The organism is Nonomuraea sp. NPDC050153, from assembly GCF_044460125.1.
Classification (GTDB): Bacteria; Actinomycetota; Actinomycetes; order Streptosporangiales; family Streptosporangiaceae; genus Nonomuraea.
The window spans coordinates 23,673-49,875 of the sequence record NZ_JBITJQ010000055.1 but is presented as its reverse complement, the minus strand read 5'-3'; the positions used below and the strand labels follow the sequence as shown (position 1 = coordinate 49,875).

19 protein-coding genes are annotated in these 26,203 nt (G+C 68.8%); 8 read left to right on the top strand and 11 right to left on the bottom strand.

Annotated features, from left to right (window positions below; translation table 11 throughout):
• Window positions 1–334 precede the first annotated feature (334 nt).
• The gene (locus tag ACIBQ1_RS58900; RefSeq protein WP_397292070.1) at window positions 335–571 is read right to left on the bottom strand and encodes a helix-turn-helix domain-containing protein; all 237 of its coding nucleotides are present in this window, start codon (window positions 569–571) and stop codon (window positions 335–337) included.
• 609 nt (window positions 572–1,180) lie between these two features.
• Between ACIBQ1_RS58900 and ACIBQ1_RS58895 the strand changes: the two genes are divergently transcribed.
• Complete coding sequence (locus tag ACIBQ1_RS58895) at window positions 1,181–2,698, top strand: tyrosine-type recombinase/integrase (RefSeq protein ID WP_397292069.1); 1,518 nt, start codon at window positions 1,181–1,183, stop codon at window positions 2,696–2,698.
• Window positions 2,699–3,464: 766 nt separating this feature from the next.
• Here the strand turns inward: ACIBQ1_RS58895 and ACIBQ1_RS58890 are convergent.
• The 10 genes from ACIBQ1_RS58890 to ACIBQ1_RS58845 all read right to left on the bottom strand — a co-directional run bounded on the left by ACIBQ1_RS58890 (window position 3,465) and on the right by ACIBQ1_RS58845 (window position 14,672).
• Window positions 3,465–4,877, bottom strand: a complete 1,413-nt coding sequence (locus ACIBQ1_RS58890; RefSeq protein WP_397292068.1) for a sigma-70 family RNA polymerase sigma factor — start codon at window positions 4,875–4,877, stop codon at window positions 3,465–3,467.
• On the bottom strand, window positions 4,878–6,533 hold the full coding sequence (locus tag ACIBQ1_RS58885) for an RICIN domain-containing protein (RefSeq protein ID WP_397292066.1): 1,656 nt from the start codon (window positions 6,531–6,533) through the stop codon (window positions 4,878–4,880). It abuts the gene before it with no gap.
• Window positions 6,534–6,686: 153 nt separating this feature from the next.
• Complete coding sequence (locus ACIBQ1_RS58880; RefSeq protein WP_397292065.1) at window positions 6,687–8,012, bottom strand: alkaline phosphatase family protein; 1,326 nt, start codon at window positions 8,010–8,012, stop codon at window positions 6,687–6,689.
• Entirely contained in the window at window positions 8,012–9,124 is a 1,113-nt protein-coding gene (gene eboE, locus ACIBQ1_RS58875) for a metabolite traffic protein EboE (protein ID WP_397292063.1), read from the bottom strand. The genes ACIBQ1_RS58880 and eboE overlap by 1 nt, the downstream gene beginning before the upstream one ends.
• A gap of 2 nt (window positions 9,125–9,126) precedes the next feature.
• The gene (locus ACIBQ1_RS58870) at window positions 9,127–9,969 is read right to left on the bottom strand and encodes a TatD family hydrolase (protein WP_397292062.1); all 843 of its coding nucleotides are present in this window, start codon (window positions 9,967–9,969) and stop codon (window positions 9,127–9,129) included.
• Window positions 9,969–10,484 carry an EboA domain-containing protein gene (locus ACIBQ1_RS58865; protein WP_397292061.1) on the bottom strand — a complete coding sequence of 172 codons (516 nt, stop codon included), beginning with the start codon at window positions 10,482–10,484 and terminating at the stop codon, window positions 9,969–9,971. The genes ACIBQ1_RS58870 and ACIBQ1_RS58865 overlap by 1 nt, the downstream gene beginning before the upstream one ends.
• The gene (locus ACIBQ1_RS58860; RefSeq protein WP_397292059.1) at window positions 10,420–11,346 is read right to left on the bottom strand and encodes a sugar phosphate isomerase/epimerase family protein; all 927 of its coding nucleotides are present in this window, start codon (window positions 11,344–11,346) and stop codon (window positions 10,420–10,422) included. Before ACIBQ1_RS58860 ends, ACIBQ1_RS58865 begins: the two co-directional genes overlap by 65 nt.
• Window positions 11,343–12,200, bottom strand: coding sequence for an SCO3242 family prenyltransferase (locus ACIBQ1_RS58855; RefSeq protein WP_397292058.1), 858 nt, complete (start codon window positions 12,198–12,200; stop codon window positions 11,343–11,345). The genes ACIBQ1_RS58860 and ACIBQ1_RS58855 overlap by 4 nt, the downstream gene beginning before the upstream one ends.
• A complete protein-coding gene (locus ACIBQ1_RS58850; RefSeq protein ID WP_397292057.1) occupies window positions 12,197–13,348 on the bottom strand; it encodes an inositol-3-phosphate synthase in 1,152 nt (383 codons plus the stop codon). Before ACIBQ1_RS58850 ends, ACIBQ1_RS58855 begins: the two co-directional genes overlap by 4 nt.
• A gap of 130 nt (window positions 13,349–13,478) precedes the next feature.
• A complete protein-coding gene (locus tag ACIBQ1_RS58845) occupies window positions 13,479–14,672 on the bottom strand; it encodes an ROK family protein (protein WP_397292055.1) in 1,194 nt (397 codons plus the stop codon).
• 119 nt (window positions 14,673–14,791) lie between these two features.
• Here ACIBQ1_RS58845 and ACIBQ1_RS58840 point away from each other — a divergent pair, with 119 nt between their 5' ends.
• The 7 genes from ACIBQ1_RS58840 (at window position 14,792) to ACIBQ1_RS58810 (ending at window position 26,158) form a co-directional block, all read left to right on the top strand.
• On the top strand, window positions 14,792–15,886 hold the full coding sequence (locus tag ACIBQ1_RS58840; RefSeq protein WP_397292054.1) for a Gfo/Idh/MocA family protein: 1,095 nt from the start codon (window positions 14,792–14,794) through the stop codon (window positions 15,884–15,886).
• Window positions 15,887–15,888: 2 nt separating this feature from the next.
• The gene (locus ACIBQ1_RS58835) at window positions 15,889–17,319 is read left to right on the top strand and encodes a sugar ABC transporter ATP-binding protein (RefSeq protein WP_397292073.1); all 1,431 of its coding nucleotides are present in this window, start codon (window positions 15,889–15,891) and stop codon (window positions 17,317–17,319) included.
• Window positions 17,320–18,333 carry an ABC transporter permease gene (locus ACIBQ1_RS58830; protein ID WP_397292053.1) on the top strand — a complete coding sequence of 338 codons (1,014 nt, stop codon included), beginning with the start codon at window positions 17,320–17,322 and terminating at the stop codon, window positions 18,331–18,333. It begins immediately after the preceding gene.
• Window positions 18,330–19,280: an ABC transporter permease gene (locus ACIBQ1_RS58825; RefSeq protein ID WP_397292051.1), complete on the top strand. Its 951-nt coding sequence runs from the start codon at window positions 18,330–18,332 to the stop codon at window positions 19,278–19,280. The genes ACIBQ1_RS58830 and ACIBQ1_RS58825 overlap by 4 nt, the downstream gene beginning before the upstream one ends.
• A complete protein-coding gene (locus ACIBQ1_RS58820; protein WP_397292050.1) occupies window positions 19,267–20,475 on the top strand; it encodes a substrate-binding domain-containing protein in 1,209 nt (402 codons plus the stop codon). The genes ACIBQ1_RS58825 and ACIBQ1_RS58820 overlap by 14 nt, the downstream gene beginning before the upstream one ends.
• A gap of 39 nt (window positions 20,476–20,514) precedes the next feature.
• Window positions 20,515–21,348 carry a sugar phosphate isomerase/epimerase family protein gene (locus ACIBQ1_RS58815; RefSeq protein ID WP_397292049.1) on the top strand — a complete coding sequence of 278 codons (834 nt, stop codon included), beginning with the start codon at window positions 20,515–20,517 and terminating at the stop codon, window positions 21,346–21,348.
• Between the two features lie 184 nt (window positions 21,349–21,532).
• Window positions 21,533–26,158 carry a ThuA domain-containing protein gene (locus ACIBQ1_RS58810; RefSeq protein ID WP_397292047.1) on the top strand — a complete coding sequence of 1,542 codons (4,626 nt, stop codon included), beginning with the start codon at window positions 21,533–21,535 and terminating at the stop codon, window positions 26,156–26,158.
• Window positions 26,159–26,203: the final 45 nt, after the last annotated feature.

The window sequence follows — 26,203 nt, the reverse complement described above, 5'->3', positions numbered from 1 at the left end:
CGTGGCTGGCAGGGATTCCTCTGGCCAGAACCAGGGTCTCGCCGTTCGCCAGGTTACGACCGCCCTAGATCACTACCAGATTCGCCAACAGTGTCCTCCGAGGACGCGACCGAGAACCGCTCGGTGCAAAGGTGGATATGCAGGATGGCCGGGTTCGCTGGTGCCGGGATGAGGCGACCGCTTTGGACCGGTTGCTTTCAGTGGTGCGGCTCGACCACGACCTGTCCTCAGATCAAAACTTCGAGCAGCTGGCTCTGGTCGCTGACCAAGCGTCCGAGACCCGAGTTCCTTGCCGTCGCCGTCGCGGCAGGAGCAGCGTTTGAACGTGCTGCCTTCAGCCATCGGTTGTCCTGTCCTCCTCCATGAGGGTGTGATCGCCGAGCAGCGCGAGCAGGGCGGCGGTGGGCACCAGGTACCTCTTGCCGACGCGGATGATCCGGCAGGGGAACTGGCCGTCCCTGGCGAGTTGGTAGGCCGTGGTGCGTCCCAATCCGAGCGCCCGTCCCGCGGTGACCACGTCGACCACAGCCGGCAGTTGCTGGATCTCGGCCCACGTCAGCGCGCGCCTCATCGCCGGCCTCCAGGCCGAGAAGGACGCGCGACTGCTGTGAGCCCGCCCGGTACGGTCGGAGCGGTGCAGGTGATCGGCTGAGCATGATTTCCACAGCTGTCCACCGCCCCATAAGCCGTACTGGGCACGACGTATCGACGCCCACCTCGGCGGCGGCACTCAAGCCCGATTCGATCGTCGCCCCGGGAGCCACGCATCGCATGGCGCTGTGAGGCGCCGCGACGATGATGAGCAGCCCGTCGGGGGTCCCGGCGTGGATCGGGAGGTTGTGCGCTCGGGGATGGTTGCGCACGGCGGACAAGCGGAAACAAACCCCATCTGGTGACCGACCCTGACCTGAGGTGCTCAGCAGACCCTTGATCGCATTGAGCCGGCCCAGGCGAGCCGTTCGGCGGCGCATGCCAGGGCCTCTTCTGGCTGAGGTCGTTGGGCCTGATGGGCGTGGTGAATGACGAACTTCGAAGGGTGATGTGGTTGGGTCGTGTCATGGTGATGTGGCCCGATCATCCGAGTCACCTGGTCCCTGTCACTGTTTAAATACCCGTCTCCAGGCGCGAATCCGGACACGAGTGCAGGTAAAGAACGGGCAAGATCGCGCTCCGTAACCCGGTGTATCTCTTTCAGAAATGCCCGAAGCTGCGCCGCCCCAGCGGCGGATGGAACCACCGGCACGGCATCTGGCACTACCAGATCGAACTGCCACCCACCCCCGACGGCAAGCGCCGCGGCCCGCTCCGCCGCGGCGGCTTCACCAGCCAAGACGACGCCGAAGCCGAACTCGCCCAGGTACGCGCCCTGCTGGCGTTGGCCGGCCCGCGCGAACCCACCACCCGCACCCAGATCGCCGACCTGATCAAACGCACGCTGGCCGAGACCAAGACGCTGCCCAACATGGAGACGGTCCGCCGCAAAATCAAAACCGGGCTGGACCTGACCCAGGAGATCACCGTCGAGCAGTGGCTGGAGGAGTTCCTCCAACGCAAGCGGAAGATCGAGGAGAGCACGCGGCGTTCCTACGAGGGTCACATCCGCCTCTACCTGATTCCCTACCTCGGCCGGCTGGCGTTGGACCGGCTCAAGGTCAGCGACATCGCGGTGATGTTCGAGCAGATCGAAGAGTTCAGCGACACCATCGCCGAACGCCGCGCCAGCCCCGACCCGAGCGTGCGGGCCAGCGTCAAATACCGGCGGCCGGTCAGCATCGCCACCATGCACAGCATCCGCGCCACCCTGCGACACGCCCTGAACATGGCCATCCGCCAAGACCGGCTGCTCGACTTCAACCCCGCCGCCGTGCTGGAACTGCCACCCAAGACCCGCCCCAAAGCGTTGGTGTGGACCGACGACCGGGTCCAGGACTGGCAGACCGCCTTCCACGAGCGCCTGCGTGCAGAAAGGCGGTGCCGTGACGGGCGGCGGGTGGATCCGGTCGACGCCTACACCAGCACGCCCCGGCCTTCCCGGGTGATGGTCTGGACGCCGGCCCAGACCCGGCTGTTCCTGGAAGAGGCCCAGCGGCACCGCCTCTTCGCCCTGTACCGGCTGATCGCCTTGCGTGGTCTGCGCCGGGGCGAGGCGTGCGGGCTGCGCTGGAAGGAGGTCAACCTCGACGCCCAGACCATCACGATCAACTGGCAACTGGTGCAGTTGGCCGGGCAGGTCCACGAAGGCACGCCCAAGACCGACGCCTCGGTACGCACCATCGCCCTGGACGCCGAAACCGCCGCGACGCTGCGTGCGCACCGGCAGCGGCAACTCCAGGAACGACTGGCCATGGGCGAGGCGTGGAAGGCCACCGGGTTCGTCTTCACCCAACCGGATGGAGATCGGCTGCATCCCCAGCACGTCACCGACCAGTTCCTATGGCTGGCCTACCTCGCCGGCCTGCCACCCATCCGCCTCCACGATCTCCGCCACGGCGCCGCCTCGCTGATGCTGGCCGCCGGAGTAGAGATGAAGGTCGTGCAGGAGACGCTGGGGCACACCTCCAGCTCCTTCACCGCCGACACCTACACCTCGGTCTTCCCCGAGGTGGCGACGGCGGCCGCAGAGAAGACTGCGGCCTTGCTGCTCGCCGAGGAGGAGGACCAGAAAGGGCCGGGAGAGGTGATCCCGCTGCGGGCCTGACCCGCCACATCAGGAACCGGCCCCGTGATCGCCGTATTCGCACGGCGGGACGGGGCCGTTTCCTTTGCCAAGGAAGTCCCCAGAAGGCCGATGTCGATCATGGCGTGTGCGGGGTTGGTGCGCGCGAGTACGTACGGAGCACGCAAGCGCTAGACGAAAATTCTAGAACGCATCCGATCCCGCATAACCGCAGGTCAGGACATGATCAAAGCGCGCCCTGCAGGATTCGAACCTGCGACCGTCGGATTAGAAGCAAGATCCTTTTGTGTCGCGTCGTGCCGTCGGGTGATGGTTCGTGCCACCTCAGCGCGTTTTGCGTGTCAGGCGGTGCCGGGTCCTGACGGGGCCCGCCGGGGGCGTGCGAGCACGCACCGAGCACGGCTGACACCCCAATTGATCAACGTAGGTGGGGCCGCACGAATGAATCCTGCCCCCGCAGCACGCCGGCACTACATGTAGATGACGGTCGCCGCGCTCGGGACGTGCTCCAACACCCGAACGCTCCGTCGGGCGCCCCACAGGAGCCATCTTCCCACCGTCTGGAGGAGCCCGCGGCTTCATCACCCAGCCGGTTCGCGCTCCACGGTCGTCTCAAGACGTTTACTACCGGGCGCTCCCTGTGATCCAGCAGGACGGCCTTCGCGGGACACGAGAGCACACCAGCACGGCTCTCCCTGGCCCTTGGACCAGGGAAACCCTGGACGCTTCGATGAGCCGGTGACGGGAGAGCATCGCCGGTATGGATGCGACAAGAAATAGTTCACGATCATCCGCGAGTGGACACGAGAGTGATTCGCTGGTCGAGAGATCCCGTGTAAGCGCCATACAGAATGAACGCCGTCGGCGGGCGTTTGCCGGCGAACTCCTTGCCGATCGAGAGCGACATGCCGGAGGACACGCTGATCAGACGCGGTACCCCATCGGAGAAGGTGGGTGTGTGCCAGCGCTGGGCGGAGGCGTCGGAGCAGCGCGAGAGCCGGACCGCACGCATGCCGCCCCCGTTGAAGGCGACGTCGTCGTACTTCTCCCCCGCAGTCAGACACAGTCCGCTGACGATGTTGACGAGCTGGAACCCTTGAGGGTCTCCCTTGTTGCGCCAGGCTGTCCGCGCGTCGGTGCAGCGCGGCGTCGCGATCCGGCCGCTGATCACACCGATGCAACGGCCGGCGTAGGAGATCCGGGTGCCAGGGACCGCCCTCGGAGTGGGCTTCCGGGTAGATTTCGGCGTGGATCTCCGGGTCCCCTTGGGCTTGGAGGTGGGCTTTGGCTCGGGGGAATTCCTCAGTGTCGGTTGGGCCGCGGGTGGAGATGGGGACGGATTTGAGGGATCCGGTGGCAGGGCCACCAGCACAACCACTGCGGTGGCCGCGATCGCCGTCGTGATCAACGCGGGCGTCACCCAGCCCAGTCCTCCGGCGGAGACACCCTTCGCCTTGCCCATGGCTCCCATGGCAAGGGGCAGGGCGACGATCGGCAGCGCGGCCCGCAGCCTGGTGTTGAGATCGAGCAGCTCGCCGTAGGCCCGCGTACAGCTCGGGCAAGACTCGAGATGCGCGCGCAGCGACCGCGGAAGCCGCCCCTTCTTCTTGCGTACGGCGGCGGCCAGCGGCTCGGCGAACTCGCGGCATTCAGGGGACGCACCCGCCATGTGCTCGGCCAGATACGCCTTGCGCAACCCCTCGCGGGCACGGAAGGCCAGCACGTTCACGTTGCCGGTCGTGATACCGAGGATCTTGGCGACCTTTTCGGGCGTCTCCTCCTCGATCAACGTGTGCCACAGCACGGTCTGCCAGCGTGGCGGCAGGGAACGATAGGCGCGGCTCACCAGGTCGTCGGGCGGTTCCGGCGCCTCCACCGTCAGCGCATCTTCCCTGAACTCAGAGGTCAAGACCAGCCGCTGATCGGAGCGGGCCCACTCGGCCGCCGTGTTGCGAACCACTGCATACAGATAGGGACGCCACGGCCCCTCCGGACCGGCCGTGCCAGAGCGGACGGTCCGGAGGGTGCGGGTGAACGCCTCGCTGGCGAGATCCTCCGCTGTCTGCGGGTCTGGACACAGACGGCGGGCAAGAGCGAGGACAGCCGCGTGGTGCCGCTCATGGAGCTCGGCGACGGCGCGGCTGTCCCCCGCCCTGACCAGGCGGGTCAGGACGGTGTCCTCGATGGTGGACTCCGTCACCTACCTGATCACGAACCTCAGCGCGTTCTTCGTGTACGCCGCCTTGGCATACACGCGAGCCGACTTGCCGGCGGGGAGACCGACGAGCCGGGTGGCCTTCGTGGTCGCGCTCTTCACCGTCGCCGTGCCGTCCTGCTGGGATTCCAGCAGCCAGCGCTGGCCCTTGGCAGTGCCACGGCAGGTGGTGAGGACGACAGCGCGTTTACCCTGGCGGGCCGCGCCGAGAGCCAGGCAGCGGCTGCTGTATCGCAGTTGAACGGCCCCGCGGGCGACCGGTGAGACGCGCCACTTCGTCCGGCATGCCCCTAGGCTCGCCTGTGAGCGGGTGGCGGTCAGGCAGGTCCCGTACGAGCTCTTGAAGCTGGCGGTCCGTGCCTGCTGCCCAGCCGACGGGAGCGGTTCAGGGACCGCCGTCGGAGCCGCGGAGGATTCAGGCGTCCGGGTCGGAGTGGGAGTCGTGGTTGCCTCCGGGTTCTTGGCCGGGGTCGGCGCGGCTGTGGTGCCGCCGAGCAATTCGGCCACGAAGCTGCCTCCGGTGTCGCGCACCGCCGGAGCTCCGTCGTTCTTGTCCTTGACGGACAGGCGTCCACCGGCCCGGCTGACGAAGCTTGTCCGCTCCTGCTCCGCCTGGGGCAGCCACTGCTGCGATCGTTCCTTCGCCACGCACTTCTCGGTCGTCACCGTGTCGGCCATCTTCAGGCACTGGCCGGTTCCGGCGTTGCGGATCGTCAGATAGCCGTCGGCGTCGATGCTCCGCTGCCAGGTCTGGTTCTTGGTGTCCGCACACGAGCGCTGTACCACCTGCTGCCCGCTGTCGTCGAGACACTTGCCGTTATCGACTGCTTTGAGGCGGAGGTTCCACACCGGGCTCCGCTGGTCCTGGATCAGGTACGGGCTGAACGCGACGTTCCTGTTCTTCGCCAGTGGCGGCTGCTTGACCGGGGTCGGCTCGAAGTAGCGGAACTCGTCGATCCGGCACGAGTCGAGGTGATAGTTCGACGCGGCGTCGCTCTTGCACTCCGGCTTGCTGCCCGAGTTGCGGCAGAGCGGGTCGTTACCGTTCTTGGGATCGTTGTTGCAGTGCGAAAGCCCAAAGGTGTGCAGCAGCTCGTGGGTGAGCCCGGCTTCGCCCCAGCACCAGCGAGGCAAGATGGCGCCACCATTGCTGAGTCCGGCGTCGGCACCGCCACCCGTGCACGAGTTGGTGATGTCGTTGTCCCGGACGAAGAACAGCGGCTTGACACGATTGGTAGGCCAGAGTTTGCGCACCAGGGCCGGCTGGGCAGCGAGGTTCTCCCCGAGCGCCTTGCTCATCTCCGCCCGGTTTCGGCCCTTGACGAAGGGCAGCTTCGCCACCACGGGACGGCAGTCGCCATCCTGCAGGAACCGGACTCTCCGGGAGATCTCGAACCGTTGAGCGCTGGCGTCGAAGGTCTGGTCCGTCTCCCAGATGGCGTTCAACAGGGCGCCCAGATCGGCGTCGTACTTGTCCTGCTCTGGCTGATAGACGTAGATCGGCAACACCCATCCCTTGTCCGGCGAATCCTCTGCGTCGCAGGCGAACTGCGATCGCGAAGCCGCCACCGCCGAGGTGGACCACGGTACGGTCAGCACTCCCGCCAGCATCGACAACAGCAACGACAGCGGGAACAGCAATCTGATTCTCTTCATGGAGCTCCTTTCGCCAGAAAGGAGTCCGTCCGCCGAAGGCGATTACGCGGCTTCGTGATTTTTCTGGGGAAGCTGCTACAGAGACGGACTCTCGCGGCAAGTGTGACCGCCCGCCACACCAGGTCGAGGTCAAGGCGGTCAACCGCGGATGAGTGCGGTGAGAAGGTCCTTGACCTCGGTCGCCGCGTAGACGTCGCCGTCGAAGGGGCCGATGAGGACGGGGCCGTCGGCGGGATCGTCGGGTAGGCGGCCGTGGCTGCCGCGGACCGGCGAGGGGTCCAGCGGCACGACGGACATCGTGTAGCGGAACCCCAGCTTCTTCCTGGCCAGCGCTGCCGCAGCGCGGAGCTTGACGAACGGGTCCCGGGGGTCCATGAACAGCTCGGCCGGGTCGTAGCCGGGCTTGCGGTGGATGTCCACCAGCCGCGCGAAGTCCGGCGCCCGATCGTCGGAGAGCCAGTAGTAGTACGTGAACCAGGCGTCGGGCTCGGCCACCGCGACGAGTTCCCCCGCGCGTTCGTGGTCGAGGCCGTACTTCGCCTTGCCTGTCTGGTCGAGCACCTCGTCCACGCCGGGCAGGGCGGCGATGACGTCGCGAGCACGGTCGAGGTCGGCAGGGTCACGTACGTACACGTGGGCCACCTGGTGATCGGCGACGGCGAAGGCGCGGGAGGTCCACGGGTCTAGGTACTCCATCCCGGCCTGGGTGTAGACCTCCAGCAGGCCTGCGGTGCGCAGCGCCCGGTTGATGTCCACCGGGCGGGAGGCCGGCGTGATGCCGTATTCCGACAGCACCACCACCTCGGCGTCCTCTTCCAGGAGCGGGACCAGCGCGGCGTCGACGGCGCGGGCCGCGGCGATCGCCTCGGGACCGGCGGGGCCGTACCGCTGCAGGTCGTAGTCGAGGTGAGGCACGTAGACCAGCAGCAGATCCGGCCGTTCGCGGGCCAGGATGCGGCGGGCCGCAGCGATGATCCATTCGGAGGAGGCGATCCCGGCGTTCGGGCCCCAGTAGGTGAACAGGGGGAACGGTCCCAGCGCCGCCTCGAGGTCGTCGTGGAGTGAGGCCGGGCGGGTGTAGCAGTCGGGCGACTTGCGGCCGTCGGCGTGGTAGATGGGACGCGGGGTGACGAGCAGGTCGGTCGCGGCGCCCATCGCGTACCACCAGCAGACGTTGGCGGTGCGCAGGCCGGGCGCGGCGCTCCACAGTTGGTCTCCCTGGATGAGCGCGTTGTGCTGGCGCCACAGGAGCACCTCGCCGAGGTCGCGGAAGTACCAGCCGTTGCCCACGATGCCGTGCTCGCGCGGTGGCGCGCCGGTGAGCAGGGTGGCCTGCATCGAGCAGGTGACGGCCGGAAGGATCGGGCGGAGGCCGGCGGCCGGGCCCACTTTCGCCACGTTGGGCATGTGTGCCAGCAGGCGCGGGGTGAGCCCGACGACGTTGATCACGACCAGTGGCGCCATCACAGCTCCTTCAGACCGAGCGCGGCCAACTGCCGCCGGGTCCAGTCGAGTTCTGCGGCGATGCCTTCGGCGAGGTCCGGCGGTGCACCGGGGAGCACGTTCCAGGTGTAGGTCTCCACCTCGATGTGCCGGGTGAGCGGGGCGGGGCCGCCGAGCAGGGCATCCAGCACTTCCCGCAGGTAGGGCGCGGTGGTGGTGAGCGGTGGCGGTGGTGCGGCGTGCAGCGGTACGTGGAAGTGCACCCGCCAGCGCTCCCCCATGGGCAGCCCGCCGGCCAGCGCCTCGCCCAGATCGTCGGTGAATCCGCTCGGCGAGCGCGTCTGGTGCAGGAAGCGGGGCTCGTCGAACGCCTTCAGCGTGTCCTGGCTGCCGGGTGGTGCCTCCAGGGCGCACGAAGCCTGGAGCTTGACGATGGGGAGTCCGAGGCCGGCTGCCGCGGCGGCTTCCTCGAAGCCCACGGCCAGGTGGCAGGCGTCAAGGCATACACCGAGGTGGTCGCAGTCGACGTCGGCGAGCAGGCGGGTGGCTTGCGGGGTGGTCTCGACGATGCAGCCAGGCTCTGGTTCGAAGCCCAGCCGGATCGTCTTGCCGGTTCGATCGGCCAGATCGCGCAGTCCACGAGCGGCGGCGTCGAGATTGGCCGCGACCGCCGCCGCCTTCTCCGCCGTCCAGCCGGTCCGCCAGGCGAGGGGCAGCGTGGAGATCGTGCCTTCGGTGACGTCGTCCGGCAGCAGTGCGGCGAGGATCTCGGCGAGCCCCAGGGTGTAGCGCAGCCGCTCCGCGTCGGCCCAGTCAGGGGCGTACACGCGGTACTTCACGATCTCGTCGTGAAAGCCGCGGTACGGGAACCCGTTGAGGGTCACGACCTCCAGGCCGAGCGTGGTCAGCCGCTCACGCAGGCCGGCGAGCTCCCCGGGCCCAGCAAGGAGATCCGCTGCGGCGTGCTGCGACAGCCACAGGCCGAGACCGAGCCGTTCGGTGCCGAGCAGATTCCTGACCCTCGCTGCGATACCTGAGAGCTGTCCATGGATGCCGGGGAGATCCTCGGCAGGGTGCACGTTGGTGCAGTAAGCCAGGTGCACGGTCGAGCCGTCCGGGTGACGCAGTCGCATGGTCATCCTCGCTTGATCGTGTTGCCGGCGTAGTCTGGGTCGGCTGAGCCGGTCTCCAGATCGAGCCGTCCGCTCTGCCCGTAGAAGGCGACCGGATTGCGCCAGAGCACCTGGTCCACATCGTCGTCACCGAAGCCGGCGGCGAGCATGGCGTCGCGGACCTCACGGGTCTTCAGCGGGTCGCTGCGGCCCCAGTCGGCGGCCGAGTTCACCAGCATCCTGGCGGTGCCGTACTCCTTGAGGATCGCCACCATCCGGCCGGGGTCCATCTTGGTGTCGGGGTAGATCGAAAACCCCATCCAGCAGCCGGAATCGGCGACCATACCGACGGTGGGCTCGTTGAGGTGGTCGACGAGCACCCGTTCGGGCGGGGTGCCCGCCGCCTTGACGACGTCGAGGCTGCGGCGGGTTCCCGCGACCTTGTCGCGGTGGGGAGTGTGGACCAGGATCGGGAGGTCGTTCTCCGCCGCCATCGCGAGCTGGGCCTCGAAGGCCCGCTCCTCGGCGTCGGTCATCGAGTCGTAACCGACCTCGCCGACCGCGACGACGGAGTCCTTCAGCAGGTACCGGGACAGCTCGGTGAGCACCTCCGCGCAGCGCGGGTCGTTGGCCTCCTTCGGGTTGAGCGCGAGGGCGCAGTGGTGACGGATGCCGTACTGGGCCGCGCGGTACGGCTCCCAGCCGAGGAGCGCGTCGAAGTAGTCCAGGAAGCTGCCGACGTTGGTGCGCGGCTGGCCCAGCCAGAAGGCGGGCTCGACAACAGCGCGCACCCCCGCGTCGTACATCCGCTGGTAGTCGTCGGTGGTCCTGGAGGTCATGTGGATGTGCGGGTCGAAGATGCGCATCAGATCCTCTCAAGGATGTCGTGGGGGACCGGGCGTCCGGCCGCCCGTCGCTCGGCCGCGTAGTCCGACAACATGCGCGTCAGCTCGGCGTCGGTCCGCCCGTCGAGGCCGGCGACGGAGGCCAGCGGGATCTCCATGAAGACGCACTTGAGCACGCCCTGGCGGAAGGCGTGGTCGTCGAGCCACTGCGCGCCGTACGGCCCGAGGGCCGCGGCCACCAGCCGCGCGTCGTTGGTCCGCAACGCGTCCTCGACCAGCGGGATCGCTGCCGCGCCGAGGCCGAGCTCGGGCAGGGCCGCCAGGATCGTCAGCCGCTCACCGCTGTCGCCCCGCTCGTAGAGCGCTCGTATGGTCGCCTGGTCCCCGTGCAGCGCCGCGAGCAGCGCGCGCCGCGCGCCGGTGCCGCCCCGCCGTCCGGCCTGCGGGAAGAGCAGGTGTACGGCGCCGTGGTCAGCCTCGACCTGCGACAGCGCCTGCGCCAGCCACTCCCTCGCCCGCGGCTCCATCTCGCCCATACTGTCTCCTTCCTTCCTGACTCGCCGTCCTGAGGAAATCGATCGACCGGCGGGCGACCTGCGGTGCCGCGTGGCAGTGCCGGGCGAGCTCCACGGCCACCTGCCCCTGGTAGCCGGCCAGCGCGGCGAGCACCGGCGGGAAGTCGATCTCGCCCTCGCCGAACTGCAGGTGCTCGTGGACGCCTCGGCGCATGTCCTCGATCTGCACATGCACGAGATACGGCAGCGCCCGCCGGACGCATGCGGCCACGTCGTCCGGCTCCAGGCATTGGCAGTGCCCGATGTCGAGGGTGAGCCCGAAGCGAGGGTGACCGCCGAGCATGGCACGCAGCCCCTCGAATCCGGCCAGGTCTTCCACGAGCATTCCGGGTTCGGGCTCGAATCCGAGTGTGATGCCGAGGCGGTCGGCTGTGGTGAGGAGCCCTTCGCACTGGCGCGCCAGCCGGGCCCACGCCGTCTCCTCGGGCACGTCCTCGTGCTTGACCCCGCTCCACAGGTGCATCACGGGAGCGCCCAGGTCGGCGGCGATGCGCATGGCCTGGCTCAGGAATCCGACGCGGCGCTCGGCGTCCTCGCTGATGAGGGTGGGATGGTGCTTGCGGCGGGGGTCCAGGGTGTAGCGACCACCCGTCTCGATGACCGCATTCATACCGAGCCGGTCGAGCAGGCCCGCGATGCGGTTCACCTCGGCGGTCAATCCGGGGGCGTAGGGGTCCAGATGGCCGTGATCCAGGGTGATGGCGGCACCCGTGTAGCCCAGCTCGGACAAGATCACGAGGGCCTCGTGAAGTCGATGGCCGGCAAATCCGTTGGTGCAATAGGCCCAGTTCAGGGCCGGAGCCTTCACGCCGGTCCGGGTCATGACGTGGCCATCCGGGCCGAGAGCCACCTGCCCGCAGGCAGCGCGCCGAGTAACACCCCTGCCGCCGGCAGCCGTCCGCTGCCCGCGACCGCCGCCGCCTGCAGGGGGATCAGGCCGAGGATGCTCGCCCGGACGGCCTTGCGTACCTGCTCGGGGTCGGGGCGGGCGCGTAACCCTGCCTGGGCCGGGATGGTGGCGGCGAGATGGCTGGCGAGGAGAAGGACCGCGCTCGCCCGCGCGGCGGTGTCCTTCGAAGAAGGACTGTCACGCAGGCAGGACACGGCCGCCAGCCCGGCCGCAGCGGTGCTGGCGGCGAGCGCGCCGCGCACTGTCTTCACCGTCGCCCCGGTCACTTCGGCCCTGCCGAGGATGCTGATCCCGTAGGTGTGGGCGCCGATCGCCAACGCCATCGGGGCGGCGGCCCTGACCTGTGGGCCCGCGCCGAGCAGCACGTCTAGTGCGCGGCAACTCGCCATCGTGGCCGGTCCCAGCGGGGTCCGTTTGAGTCCCAGGTCGTACGCCCACACGGCACCGGCCAGTAACCCGGCCACGCCCAGGGCGCGGCGACCGCCGGACGCCGCGGCGACGATCAGACCCGCGCCGGTCAGCCCGGCCGCGATGCCGAGCGCGGTGCCCGGGCGTACCCGGCCCGAGGGGATGGGGCGTTCCGGCCGTTCGACGGCGTCGGCCTCGCGGTCGGCCCAGTCGTTCAGCGCCATGCCCGCCCAGTAGATGAGCACCGAGGTGAGGGCCAGGCCAGGTGTGGAGCTCCGCCCGGCGGCGGCCCCGGCCATCATGTCCCCCGGCACCGACAGCGCGGCGGGGGCACGGACCAGTTCGAGCAGCGCCTTCACGAGGCATCCCCAGCCAGGTCCGCGGCGAACGCGCGCAGCCGGGAGTACTGGGCGGCGAGCGCATGCTCATCCGCGCCCAGCGGGTCCTTGAAGAAGAAGCCGAGGTCTGCCAGCACGCCGTACCGCCCGCGCTCGTGCGCGCGAGCCACCAGCCGGGCCAGATCCAGGACGAGCGGAGCGGCGAGCGCCGAGTCGCAACCCTGCCAGGTGAACTGGAGGCTCATGCGCACGCCGAGGAAGCCCTCGAAGGTCACATGGTCCCAGGCGGTCTTCCACTCGCCAAGATCCTCGACGTAGTCGATGTGCGTCTCTCCTTCGACGGGCGTGCCAAGGATCCCGGCGACGGCCCGGTCCTTCGAGAGCGCCTTGCTCGCCCGGGCCGCCGGGTCGGCGAGGGTGGCGCCGTCTCCCCCTCCGAGCAGGTTGAGCCCGGACCATGAGCGGACCCCCAGCGACCTCTGCGCGAACATGGGCGCCAGGGCGCTCTTGACCAGGGTCTCGCCGGTCTTCCCGTCGCGCCCGGCATACGGGACGGCCCGCAACTCCGCGAGCTCGGCCAAGGCCGGCAGGACAGGCCCGGTCGACGGGGTGAACTCCACGTAGCCGCAGCCGGCGCGGAACGCCGCATAGGCGTAGAGGGAGCTCGTCGGCAGCACCTCATCGCCCGCGGCGAGCCGCTCTTCGAGGTCGGCCAGACTCTGGAACTCCGGGCGTGGGGCGGTGGGAGGCTCGGTCGACGAGACGTTGACAACGACCACCCGGGCGAGCCGGTGCCGGTCGCGGAAGTCGGCGATGTCGTCGGCCAGGCGGCCCGCGGCTGCCGCCTGGGTGTTGTCGCCGGGAACATGACCCGGTCTGATCTCCGCGTCGGCGGCGTCGAGATCCTGGTCGAGCAGTCCGGGCAGGCCCGCCGGCACCACTCCCGCCTTGCTCAGCTGTTCGGCGCGCTTCCGTAAGGGGACTTCAGTGATGTCGTGGCCGCCGAAGATCAGGCCGGCGATCGGAACCAGACCTCCGGGGAAATCCGGAGACTCGGTGACGCAGCCCTGGGCCGGTAAAGCACCCGCCCTGACCGCGGCGGCACCGATGGTCGCGGTGGTCGCCACGGATCCGCGTGCTCCGATGAACCAGACGCCGACCTTGCGCATAGGAGCTCCCGTTCATTCCGCGTATACCGGTATGGAGTTGACATACCGGCATGGGATTACGCGGATCGTAAGAGCCCTTTTATCGACGGTCAAGCATAAGTCTGCCGACTCTCGCCCTAACTGGCGCCGGTCAGGCCGACAACGCCTGGTCCACGGCCTCCGGCGACAGCATGTGCTCGATCATCATCACCGCCGCGCCGACCACCCCCGCCCGGTCGCCGAGCTCGCTGACACGAATACTCAGATGCTGGGTGGCGAGGGGCAGGGACCTGCTGTAAATCACCTCTCGAAGTCCGGCGAGCAGGTGCTCGCCCGCTCCCGCGAGGTCACCGCCGATCAAGATCATGGCTGGGTTGAAGAAGTTCACAATGGAGGCCAGGACGACGCCGACCTCCCGGCCTGCCTGCCGGACCAGCTGGATGGCCTCGGTGTTGCCCGCACGCACCAGGCGTACGACGTCGCGGCTGTCGGCGGTCTCGTGGCCCGCCGCGTGCAGGCGTGCGGCCAGCGCCGCGCCGCCCGCCACGGCCTCCAGGCAGCCGACGTTGCCACAGCGGCACACCACGTTCTCCTCGGACGAGGGCACCCGGATGTGGCCGATGTCCCCCGCCGCACCTTGCGCACCGCGGTGCAGGCTGCGGCCGCTGATGATGCCACAGCCGATGCCGGTGCCGATCTTGACGTAGATGAGGTGCTCGGCCCCGGACCGCCCGGCCCAGTATTCACCCAACGCCATCATGTTCACGTCATTGTCGACCAGCACAGGGACACCAAGTCGAGCGCCGAGCCAGTCGGGCACGGGAAATCCGTCCCAGCCGGGCATGATCGGCGGGTTGACCGGCTTGCCGGTGTCATGCTCCACCGGACCCGGCAGGCCGACGCCGACTCCGCACACGTCGGCGAGACGGCGGTCGCACTCGGTGAGGAGCTCGCGGAAGGTGTCCACGAGCCAGGTCAACACGGCCTCCGGACCGCGGGCGATGGGCATCTCCACTTCCTGCTCGGCCACCATCGTGGCCGCCAGGTCGGTCACGGCGAGCCTGGCGTGCGTCGCACCAAGGTCAGCCGCGAGTACGATCCGCGCACTCTTGTTGAAGGCGAACGCCGTCGCCGGACGGCCGCCAGAGGAGATCACGTCGTCGGCCGGCACCACCCAGCGCTGACTCAGCAAGGCGTCGAGGCGGAGGGACACCGTGGACCGCGCCAGGCCGGTGAGCTCGACCAGCTCAGCGCGGGTGCGGGCCCGCCCGTCGCGCAGGAGCGAGAGCAGAGCCCCCGCTCCGGCCGCCGGGCTGCTTGCGCCGGTCAGCATGCTCTCAGTCAACAAGCGCTCCATTTCGTCGAGAGATGCACACTTTCTATGATCCCTCATGCGCCATTATGCCATTTACACTTCAACTTTTGCTTGACCGTCGGCATAAGTGCGATCTAGCATCCGGCAGCATGAAGGACATAAGCCGGAAACCGGATGATGCTCCGCGTGTAGGGATCGTCGGCACCGGTTTCATGGGCCGGGTGCATGCCCGCGCCGCGCGCATGGCCGGGGCAACGATCGCCGGGGTGGCCGGGTCGCGATTAGAGAAGGCGCAGGAGGCCGGACTGGGTGCTGCCAGGGTCTTCGCCTCCGGCGACGAGCTCATCGAGTCCGGCGAGATCGATCTGGTGCATATCTGCACCCCCAACCATCTCCACGCCCCATTCGTCCTCAAAGCGCTGTCGGCCGGGCTGGCCGTCGTCTGCGAGAAACCGCTGGCCAGCGACGCGATGACCGCCGCGCTCATGGCGGGCCGGGCGGCCGAGGCGGGACTGGTCGCGACGGTGCCGTTCGTGTACCGCTTCCACGCCATGGTGCGGGAGGCGCGGGAGCGGGTCGCCTGCGGTGACATCGGCAGGATCAGCTTGATCCAGGGAAGCTATCTCCAGGATTGGCTTCTCCGCCCGGACGACGACAACTGGCGGGTGGACCCCGAACTCGGCGGGCCCAGCCGGGCATTCGCCGACATCGGCTCCCACTGGTGCGACCTGGCGGAGTTCGTCACCGCCGACCGCATCGTCAGCGTCTGCGCGCAGACCGCCATTGTCCAGTCCAGTCGGGCGACCAACACACCCGTCGTGACGGAGGACGTGGCAACCGTCCAGTTCCGCACCGCCTCCGGCGTCGTCGGCACGCTCGCCACGAGCCAGGTCTCCCCGGGCCGCAAGAACCGCCTGTTCCTGGAGATCTCAGGCACCGAGGCGAGCCTCGCGTTCGACCAGGAACAGCCCGAGCTTCTCTGGGTCGGCGACCGCAGCGGATCGCGGACGCTCATGCGCGACCCGGCGATCCTTTCCGAGGCGGCCCAGCCGTATTCGCCGCTCCCGGCCGGACACCCTCAGGGCTACCATGACTGCTTCGACGCCTTCGTCGCCGACACCTACGCCGCGCTCCGTGGCGAGCATCGTGACGGGTTGCCGGTGTTCGCGGACGGCGCCCGAGCCGCCGCCATCTGCGAGGCCGTCCTGACCTCGGCGCGGACCGGGGGGTGGACCGAGTGCTGAGCATGCGCGGCATCGGCAAGAGCTTCCTGGGCGTACGGGTGCTGTCCGGAGTGGACCTGGACGTGGCGGCCGGCGAGGTGCACGCTGTCGTCGGCGAGAACGGAGCCGGCAAGTCCACCCTGATGAAGATCATTTGTGGGGTACACGCGCCGGACGAGGGCACCGTCGAGATAGACGGGCGGCCGGTTTCCTTCGGCCACCCCCTGGACGCACAGCGTTCCGGTATCGCGATCATCTACCAGGAGTTCAACCTGCTGCCCGAGCGCACCGTCGCCGAGAACGTCTTCCTCGGGCGCGAGCCGGTCCGGCGCGGCCTGGTCGATCGGGCCGCCATGGAGCAGGCGACCGGGCGGCTCCTCGACGAGCTCGGCGAGAACTCCTTCGGCCCCCGCGACGCCGTCAAGCGCCTGTCGGTGGCCCAGCAGCAGGTCGTGGAGATTGTCAAGGCGTTGTCGGTGAACGCCCGGCTCGTCGTCATGGACGAGCCCAGCGCGGCGCTCGCCGAGCACGAGGTCGAGCTGCTCTACCGGCTGATCGGGCGGCTGAGGGAACGCGGCGTCGCCGTCGTGTACATCTCCCACCGATTACGCGAGGTGTTCGACCTCGCCAACCAGGTCACCGTGCTCAAGGACGGCAAGCTCGTCACTACAGTCCCGATCAGCGAGGTGTCGTCCGACGAGCTGATCCGTCTGATGGTCGGCCGCGATCTCGGCACCTACTTTCCGCCACGGTCGTCCGCGACCGGCGAGGTACGGCTCAGCCTGCGCGGAGCGGGCAACCGCAAGCTCCGCGACATCGATCTGGAGCTGCGTGCCGGGGAGATCGTCGGCATAGCGGGCCTGCAGGGATCCGGCAGATCGGAACTCGCCAAAGCGATCTTCGGTGCGGAGCCGTTCACCACGGGTGAGATGACCCCGTCGCGTCCCCGCTCGGTCCGGGAAGGCGTGGCCATGGGCATCGGGCTGGTGACCGAGGACCGCAAGGCCGAAGGGCTCGCGCTGCGCCAGTCCGTGCGCGACAACGCCCTGCTCGTCGCCCGCGCGGTGGGCGCCAAGAGCCGCAACGGCCTCCGCGACCTGCTCGAACGGGTACGCCTCTCGCCTCCGCGCCAGGAACAGGAGGTCCGCTACCTGTCCGGAGGCAACCAGCAGAAGGTCGTGCTCGCCAAATGGATGACCATGGCGCCACGCGTGCTGCTGTTCGACGAACCGACCAGAGGTGTCGACGTCGGCGCCAAGGCCGCCATCCACGACCTGATGCGCGAACTGGCGAATGACGGCATGGCCATCATGATGATCTCTTCCGAGCTGCCCGAGCTCATCGGCATGAGCGATCGCATCGTCGTCCTGCGGGACGGCCGCATCGCCGGCACGCTGCCGGCTGGGGCCTCCGAGGAGGCCATCATGCGACTGGCCGCGGGAGAGGTGGCCTGAATGAACACCCTCTCACGCAGTCGCCGTCCCGCCCTCGGCAGCGAGGCACGAGGCGGCCTGACGGCCCGGTTACGTGAGCCCACGCAGGTGGTGTTCCTCGCGCTGCTCGGCCTGATCGCGGTCGGCTGGGTCCTCGTCGCGCTCGACGGCGGCCAGTTCCTGACCACGGAGAGCGTCGTCGGGATCCAGCAGCGCTCGGCGGCCCTCGGCATCGTGGCGGTCGGTCAGACGCTGGCGATCCTGGCCGGCTCGCTGGATCTGTCGGTGGCCTACCTGATCAGCCTGACCTCGCTGGTCGCGGCGGAGATCATGGCGGGCCGGGACGGGAACATCCTGCCCGCGGTCGCCGCGGTGCTGGCCATCAGCGCGCTGGTAGGGCTGGTCAACGGGCTGATCATCACCAGGCTCCAGGTGCACGCCTTCATCGCCACGCTCGGCGTCGCCCTCATCATCAAGGGCGTCGTCGACCACCTCTACGACGGTCCGGCGGGCAAGGTGCCCGAGTCGTTCCAACTCCTCGGCTACTCCCGCATCGGGCCGATCCCGCTCTCCGCCCTGCTCTGGGCGGGCGTGGCCGTCGTGGCCTGGTTCCTGCTGAGCAGGACCCGGCTGGGCTACCGGATCTACGCGGTCGGCGGGAACGAGGAGGTCGCCCGCCTGTCCGGGATCCGCACCAGCCGGGTCATCGTGCTCACGCACGTGCTCTGCTCCGTCTGCGCCGGCGTCGCGGGCCTGCTGCTGGCCAGCCGGCTCGGCGCCGGCGCGCCCACGGTGGGCACCGATGGCGGCTACGACCTGGAGTCCATCGCCGCGGTCGTGCTCGGCGGGACCGCGCTGGCCGGCGGCAAGGGCGGGGTCGCCGGAACCGTGGGCGGGGTCCTGCTGCTGGCCGTCCTGGACAGCATCTTCAACCAGCTCGAAATCAACTCCTTCGTCAAGGACGTGGTCCGCGGCGTGGTCATCGTCATCGCGGTGGCCGTTTACGCCCGGCGTATCAAGGGACGGTCGGCATGAAGCGGGCACTTCCCATCCTCGTGGTCCTCGTGGTGCTGCTGGCCGCGATCGCGGTCGCCAACCCCTACTTCCTGGAGCCCGCCGGGTTCCTGGCGTTCCTCAAACGGGCCGCTCCGCTGGTGATCCTCGCCGCGGGACAGTATTTCGTCATCGTCTCCGGCGAGTTCGACCTGTCGGTCGGCTCGCTGGTGACGGCCGAAGTGGTGATCGCCGCGCGGCTCATCGACGGCGAGGAACCGGCGACCTGGCCGGTCATCGCCCTGCTGATCGTCATCGGGTTGCTCATCGGGCTGATCAACGGCGTGGTCACCACCAAATTGCGGGTGCCGTCGTTCATTGTGACGCTCGGCATGCTGCTCATCCTGTCCGGAGCGGTGTTCCTGTGGACCGGCGGCGCACCGCGCGGCGCCCTCTCTGAGGGCTTCAGGGCCTTCGGCCGCGGCAGTCTCGGACCGTTGCCGTGGTCGGTGCTGATCCTGCTGGCCATGGGGGCGGCGGCGATCTGGCTCATGCGCGCCGATTTCGGCAAAACGCTGATGGCCACCGGCGACAACGAGCGCGCCGCGTCGCTGTCCGGAGTCCGGGTCGACCGGGCCAAGATCTTCGCCTTCATGCTCTCCGGTCTGGCCGCCGCCGTCGCGGCGATCCTGCTCGGCGGCTTCGCCGGAGTATCGGCGCAGGTGGGTCAGGGGCTCGAGTTCTCCGCCATCACCGCCGTGGTTCTCGGCGGCGTGGCGCTCGGCGGCGGGCGCGGCTCCGTGCTCGCCGCCATGGCCGGCGCCTTCACGCTGGAGGCGCTGTTCACCCTGCTCAACCTGTACGGAATCTCGGGAGCGCTGGAGTTCACCGTGCAGGGCGTCATCATCATCGCCGCGGTCGCGGCGGGAGCCGTCCGACTTCCCTGGAAGTTCACCCCCCGAAGAGGAGACGCACATGCCGCGTCGTAAGGCCGCAGTCGCCGCGTTCGCCGTTCTCGCCCTCGCCGGCTGCACCACAGACAAGCCGACGGCCACGACTCAACCCGCCGCTTCCGCCCCGAGCGCCGGTCAGAGTGCCCAGGGCTCGGGCACGGGCGCGCAGTCGAAGTTCTTCGTGCAGGCGGACTTCGACGCCCAGCTGGCCATGCGCACCCAGACCCCGGAGGGTCCCTCCGACAAGCCCTGGGAGCAGGCCATCGCCCCAAAGATGACGGACACGGCGAAGTACAAGAAGGACGGGCCGTACCACCTGTGCTTCTCCAACGCCGCGGTCAACAACCCCTGGCGCCAGGTCGGCTGGAAGACGATGCAGGCCGAGGCTGGCCTGCACAAGGAGATCACCAAGTTCACCGCGCTGGATGCCGAGGGCAAGGACGACAAGCAGATCTCCGACATCGCCGAGCTGCAGGCCAAGGGCTGCGACGCGCTGATCGTCTCGCCGAACACCACGGCCACGCTCACCCCTGCCGTGACGGCCGCCTGCGGGAAGGTGCCCGTCATCGTGTTCGATCGGGGCGTGCAGACGGACTGCCCGGTGACGTTCATCAAGCCCATCGGCGGCTACGCCTTCGGCGCCGACGCCGCCGAGTTCCTGGTCGAGAAGGTGCCGGCGGGCGGGAAGGTGCTGGCGCTGCGCATCCTGCCCGGCGTGGACGTGCTGGAGACCCGCTGGTCGGCGGCGAAGGTGGTCTTCGACAAGAGCCGGCTCCAGGTGGCGGGGGTGGAGTTCACCGACGGCGACGCCGCCAAGACCAAGAGCATCGTCAGCGACTACATCCAGCGGTACGGCAAGATCGACGGCGTCTGGATGGACGCGGGCGCCACGGCGGTGGCGGCGATCGAGGCGTTCGAGGACGCGGGCGTGCCGGTGCCGCCGATCAACGGCGAGGACCAGCAGGACTTCCTGCAGAAGTGGAAGGACGCCAACCTCACCGCCGTCGCGCCCACGTACCCGACCTACCAGTGGCGCACCCCGATCATCGCCGCGCTGAAGATCCTCAAGGGCGAGGAAGTGCCCAAGATGTGGAACCTGCCGCAGCCGAAGGTCACCAGCGAGAACCTGTCGGCCTACCTGAAGCCGAACATGCCGCCGCTGCACTACGCGCTGTGCGGTTGCGAGAGCCTGCCCGGGTTCCCGGAGACCTGGGGCGGGAAGAAGAGCTGACCATTTCCCTCCGCCCATTCGACGACGAAGAGGGACGCCATGTTCTCCATCGGAGTGAACACCTGGGTCTGGGTCTCCCCGCTGACCGACGACGAGCTGACGCGGCTCGCGCCCCGCATCGCCGGGTGGGGCTTCGACGTCATCGAACTGCCCGTCGAGCAACCCGGCGACTGGAACCCGGACAAGGCCGCGACGGTGCTGGCCGAGCACGGGCTGACCGCATCCGCGGTGCTGGTCATGCCGCCGGGGCGCGAACTCGTGGCCGCCTCCCCCGAAACCATCCGCGACACCCAGGACTATCTACGGCACTGCGTCGACGTGGCAGTGACCGTCGGCTCCCCCGTGATCGGGGGGCCGGCGTACGCCTCGGTCGGCCGCACCTGGCGGCTGTCACCCGAAGAGCGCCGCGCCGCCTACGCCGAACTGCGTGAGAACCTGCGGCCCGTCCTGGACTATGCGGCCGACCGCGGGATCAAGCTCGCGGTCGAACCGCTCAACCGGTACGAGACCAGCCTCATCAACACCGTCGAACAGGCCCTCGACGCGCTGCCCGAGGACTGCCACCTGGCACTCGACACCTACCACATGAACATCGAGGAGAAAGACCCCGCGCACGCGGCACGGGCCGCGGCCGGCCGGATCGCGCACGTGCAGGTGTGCGGCAGCGACCGCGGCACGCCGGGCGCCGACCGATTCGACTGGCCAGGCTTCACCCGGGCTCTGCACGACGCCGGCTATCAGGGGCCGCTCGTCATCGAGTCCTTCACCGCGCACAACCAGACCATCGCCACCGCAGCCTCCATCTGGCGGCCCCTCGCGCGAAGCCAGGACGCGCTCGCCGTGGACGGGCTCGCCTACCTGCGCACCCTCTGACACCGCTCGCCCATCCGACACCGGGTCACCTTCGCGCCCCCGACGCCTGCTCGCCGTCCGACTCCAGCTCACCTGCGCACCCCCTGACCGCCCATCGGCGTGCGCCCCCAGTGGCGCGCGCCTTCGCAGCAGCGTTCCTTCACACCTCGTTCCGAGGTGTCGCCGCTCCCCCAGGAGATTCGCCATGCGACGATTTCTCACTGCCCTCTTACTCCCAGCCTTGTTGCTGGCGCTGGCGCCGGCTCCCGCCCACGCGACCAGTGCCACCCTCCACGGCTTCCGTGCCCTGCTGTTCACCAAAGCAGCGGGATACGTGCACGCCTCCATCCCGGCCGGCATCCAGATGGTGAACGAGCTGGCCGCTGCCCATGACTTCGAGGTGGTGCAGAGCGCCGACTCCTCGGTGTTCAACGACACCGACCTGGCCACGTTCGACGTCCTGATCATGCTGCAGAACTCCGGCATGGTCTGGGAGAACGACGCCCAGCGACAGGCGCTGCAGAAGTTCGTCCGGTCGGGCAAGGGCGTCGTGGCCGTCCACAACGCGCTCGACATGGGCATCGAGAACGAGTTCCCCTGGTGGGACGAGCTCATCAACGGCGGCGCCCACATGCCGGCGCACTCGCCCGGCACGCTCCAAGGGCTGGCCAAGGTCGTCGACCGCGTGCACCCCTCCACCAAGAAACTCCCGCAGCGGTGGCAGCGTGCGGAGGAGTGGTACAACTTCGCGCCCAACCCGCGCGGCAACGTGCACGTCCTGGTCGCCGCGGACGAGACGACCTACGACCCCGGCTCCTCCGCCATGGGTCCTGACCATCCGATCTCCTGGTGCCGCCAGGCCGAAGGCGCCCGGGTGTGGGCCACCGCCATGGGACACGAGTCGGCCGCCTATGCCGAGCCGGAGTTCCGCGAGCACGTTCTCGGCGGCGTCGAGTGGGCGGCCGGCGCCCAGCCGGGCGACTGCGGGGGCACCGTATGGAGCAGCTTCGAGAAGGTCGCCCTGGACGACAACACCAGCAACCCGATGGAGCTGGACGTCGCCCCCGATGGGCGGGTGTTCTACGTCCAGCGCCAGGGCGAGGTGAAGATCTACAAGCCCGACACCCACATGACCGTCACCGCCGCCACCCTCAACGTCTACACCGGTGGCGAGGACGGCCTGGTCGGCATGGAACTCGACCCGAAATTCGCCCAGAACGGGTGGATCTATGTCTACTGGTCGCCTGCCGACAGTGCCCAAGACGTCAACCGGCTGTCCCGGTTCACCGTGCAGGGCGACACCATCGACCTGAGCACCGAGAAGAAGATCATCGAAATTCCCGCCTATCGCGCTCGGACCTATCCCGAGCCAGGCCACACCGGCGGCGCGGTTGAGTTCGGCCCTGACGGCAGCCTCTACCTGAGCGTCGGCGACGACGTCCCTCCGAACCTTTCGCCCGACTGGCAGGGCTACGCGCCGCTCGACTGGCGGCCCGGTCAGCACATGCTGGACGCCGCCCGCACCGCGGGCAACACCAACGACCTGCGCGGTAAGATCCTGCGGGTCGAGCCGAAGGCCGACGGCGGCTACGACATCCCCGAGGGCAACCTCTTCCCGCCGGGCACCGCGAAGACCCGTCCCGAGATCTACGCCATGGGCTTCCGCAACCCCTTCCGCTTCACCGTCGACGCCAAGACGGGTTACCTGCACGTGGCCGACTACGGTCCGGACCGGGGCGGCCCCACCACCGACCGTGGCCCCGAGGGCCTGGTGGAATACGACGTCATCAAGAAGCCGGGCAACTTCGGCTGGCCGTTCTGCCACGGTGACAACCAGGCGTACGCGCCGTACAACCCGGACACCAAGGAGATCGGCGCCAAGTTCAACTGCGCCGCCCCCGTCAACGAGTCACCGAACAACACCGGCCTGACCGAGCTGCCGCCGATCGAGAAGCCGGTCATGTGGTACGGCTACAGCACCTCCCCGACCTTCCCCGAGCTCGGCTCGGGCGGCTCGGCGCCGATGAGCGGCCCCGTCTACCGCTACGACGCGGACAACCCCTCGAAGACCAAGTTCCCGCCCTACTTCGACGGCGTGAACTTCTTCTACGAGTGGTCGCGCCACTACATCAAGGAGATCCACCTCGACTCCAACGACCAAGTCCTCAAGATCAATAGCTTCCTGGGGACCACGCCCTTCCTCAAGCCGATGGACATGACCTTCGGCCCGGACGGCGCGATGTACCTGCTGGAGTGGGGCACCGACTTCGGCGGCGGCAACAACGACTCCGGCCTCTACCGGATCGACTATGCGGCCGGCGCCCGCTCGCCGGTGGCGAAGGCCACCTCCTCACGGGTCGACGGCGTCACCCCGCTGACCGTCGAGTTCGACGCCTCCGGCAGCTACGACCCCGACGGCGATTCCCTCACCTACGCCTGGGACTTCGACGGCGACGGCACCGTCGACTCCACCCAGGCCAAGGCCACCCACGTGTACGAGACCCCAGGCAGGTTCACCGCCCAGCTCAAGGTCACCGACAGCACCGGCAAGGAGGGCTTCGCCAACATCGAGATCACCGCCGGCAACAGCCGGCCCACAGTGACCATCGAGACCCCGCTGAACGGCACGCCGATCCAGTTCGGCCAGGACGTGCCGTACAAGATCAAGGTCACCGACCCCGAGGACGGCGAGATCGACTGCGCCAAGGTCTTCGTCAACCCGGCGCTCGGCCATGACGACCACGAGCACGAGACCGTGGAGATCCCCGGCTGCGAGGGCGTCGTCAACACCGGCGACCTCGGCGGCCACCCCGACGGCGCCAACCTGTTCTACGTCCTCAACGCCCACTACACCGACGGCTCGCAGGAAATGCCGCTCACCGGCCGTGCCAAGGCAGTCCTGCAGCCGATGCGCAAGCAGGCCGAGTTCTTCGACGCCCAGACCGGCGTGCGCGTCATCGACCAACCCGAGGCCGAGAGCGGCAAGCGCATCGGCGACATCAGCAACAACGACTGGATCTCGTTCACCCCGATGAACCTGCACGCCGTCAAGGGCGTGAACTACCGCCTGTCCAGCCCAACCGGCGGCGGGCTGATCGAGCTGCGCGCCGAGTCCCCCACCGGCCGGCTACTGGCCAGCGCCGCCGTCCCCAACACCGGGGGCTGGAACAACTACCAGCAAACCCAGACCGTCCCAGTGGCGGCGAACGCGACCACCTCGACGCTCTACGTGGTGTTCAAGAACTCCGCCAACAACGCCTTCGACCTGGACGCCGTCCAGTTCGTGGGCGAGGCTCCCCCTCCCGCGATCGAGCCGGGCGTCTACAAGGTCACCGCCCAGCACAGCGGCAAGAACGTGACCACCGAGAACGCGTCGACCGCGGACAACGCCAAGCTCGTCCAGATGGGCACCGCCGAAGACCCCATCCAGCGGTGGGAACTGATGACCGCGCCCGGCGGCTACCAGCTCAAGAACGTCGGCAGCGGCAAGTGTGCCGACATTCCGGGCGGCACGGCCACACCCGGCACCCAGCTGGTCCAGTGGACCTGCCACGCCAGCGGCAGCGGGGACGCGCCCAACCAGTACTTCACCGTGGTTCCGACCGGCGGCGGCGAAGGCCTCTATCAGATCGTCTCCGCCAAGACCGGGCTGTGCGTCGACATCAACGGCGTCTCCCAGGCCGACGGCGCCGCGGTGATCCAATGGAACTGCACAGCCTCCCCCAACCAGACCTTCCGCCTCACCAAGGTTGGCGGTGGCCCAGCCGACCAGACCGCGCCGACCACCACGGCGAAGCAGAACCCGGCCGAGCCGAACGGCAAGGACGGCTGGTACACCGCCGCTCCCGTCGAGGTCACCCTGACCGCGGTGGACGAGGAGAACGGCAGCGGCGTGGCCGCCACCGAGTACCGCGTCGACGGCGGAGCCTGGACCGCGTACAGCATGCCGTTCGCGGTGAGCGGTGACGGGGCGCGCACCCTCGAGTACCGCTCGCGGGACGGCGCGGGCAACGTCGAGCAGGCCCGCTCTCTCACACTCAAGATCGACACGACCGCTCCGCAGACCACCGCCTCGTTCGCCCCGCCGAACGAGAGCGGATGGAGCAAGGACTCGGTCCCGGTCGAGCTGGCCGCGCAGGACACCCACTCCGGCGTCAAGCTCATCGAGTACTCGCTCGACGGCGGCGGCTGGAAGGCCTACGCAGGAACGCCCGTGGTGGTCGACGGTGACGGTGAGCACGAACTGCGCTACCGCACGACCGACACGGCGGGCAATCGCGAGGAAGAGAAGGCCGCGGTGCTGAAGATCGACGGCACCAAGCCCATCCTCCTTGTATCGGGCGTGGCCGACGGCGAGGTGTACGGCGATTCACAGGACGTGGTGATCACCTGGGAGGCCGTGGACGCCACCTCGGGCATCCGCACCACGGCCGGCACCCTCGACGGCGCCCCGCACACCTCGGGCTCGGTGCTGCCACTGTTCACCCAGGAGCTGGCCAAGCACACGGTCGCAGTGACGTCAACGGACAACGCCGGCAACGCGGTGACCACGTCGGTGCGATTCAACGTCACCACCTCGCTGCGGGACATGCAGAACCTGCTCGACCGATTCCGGGCCACCAGCTGGCTGTCGGCGAGCGCACACGACAAGCTGACGAGGAAACTGACCCAGGTCCGTAAGGCCGAGGCATCCGGCAAGGACGAAACAGCGGTGCGGCTCCTCGCCGAATTCAAGAAACTCGTCGCGGACGGGAAGCTCGTCCCGCGCGCCGACGTACGCCAGGTGCTCACCCGCGACGCCGACAAGATGATCTCGGTCATCAGCGGCTGACAACCGAACGCCCTCATGAGCCGCTGCCCCGCCACGTGCGGGGCA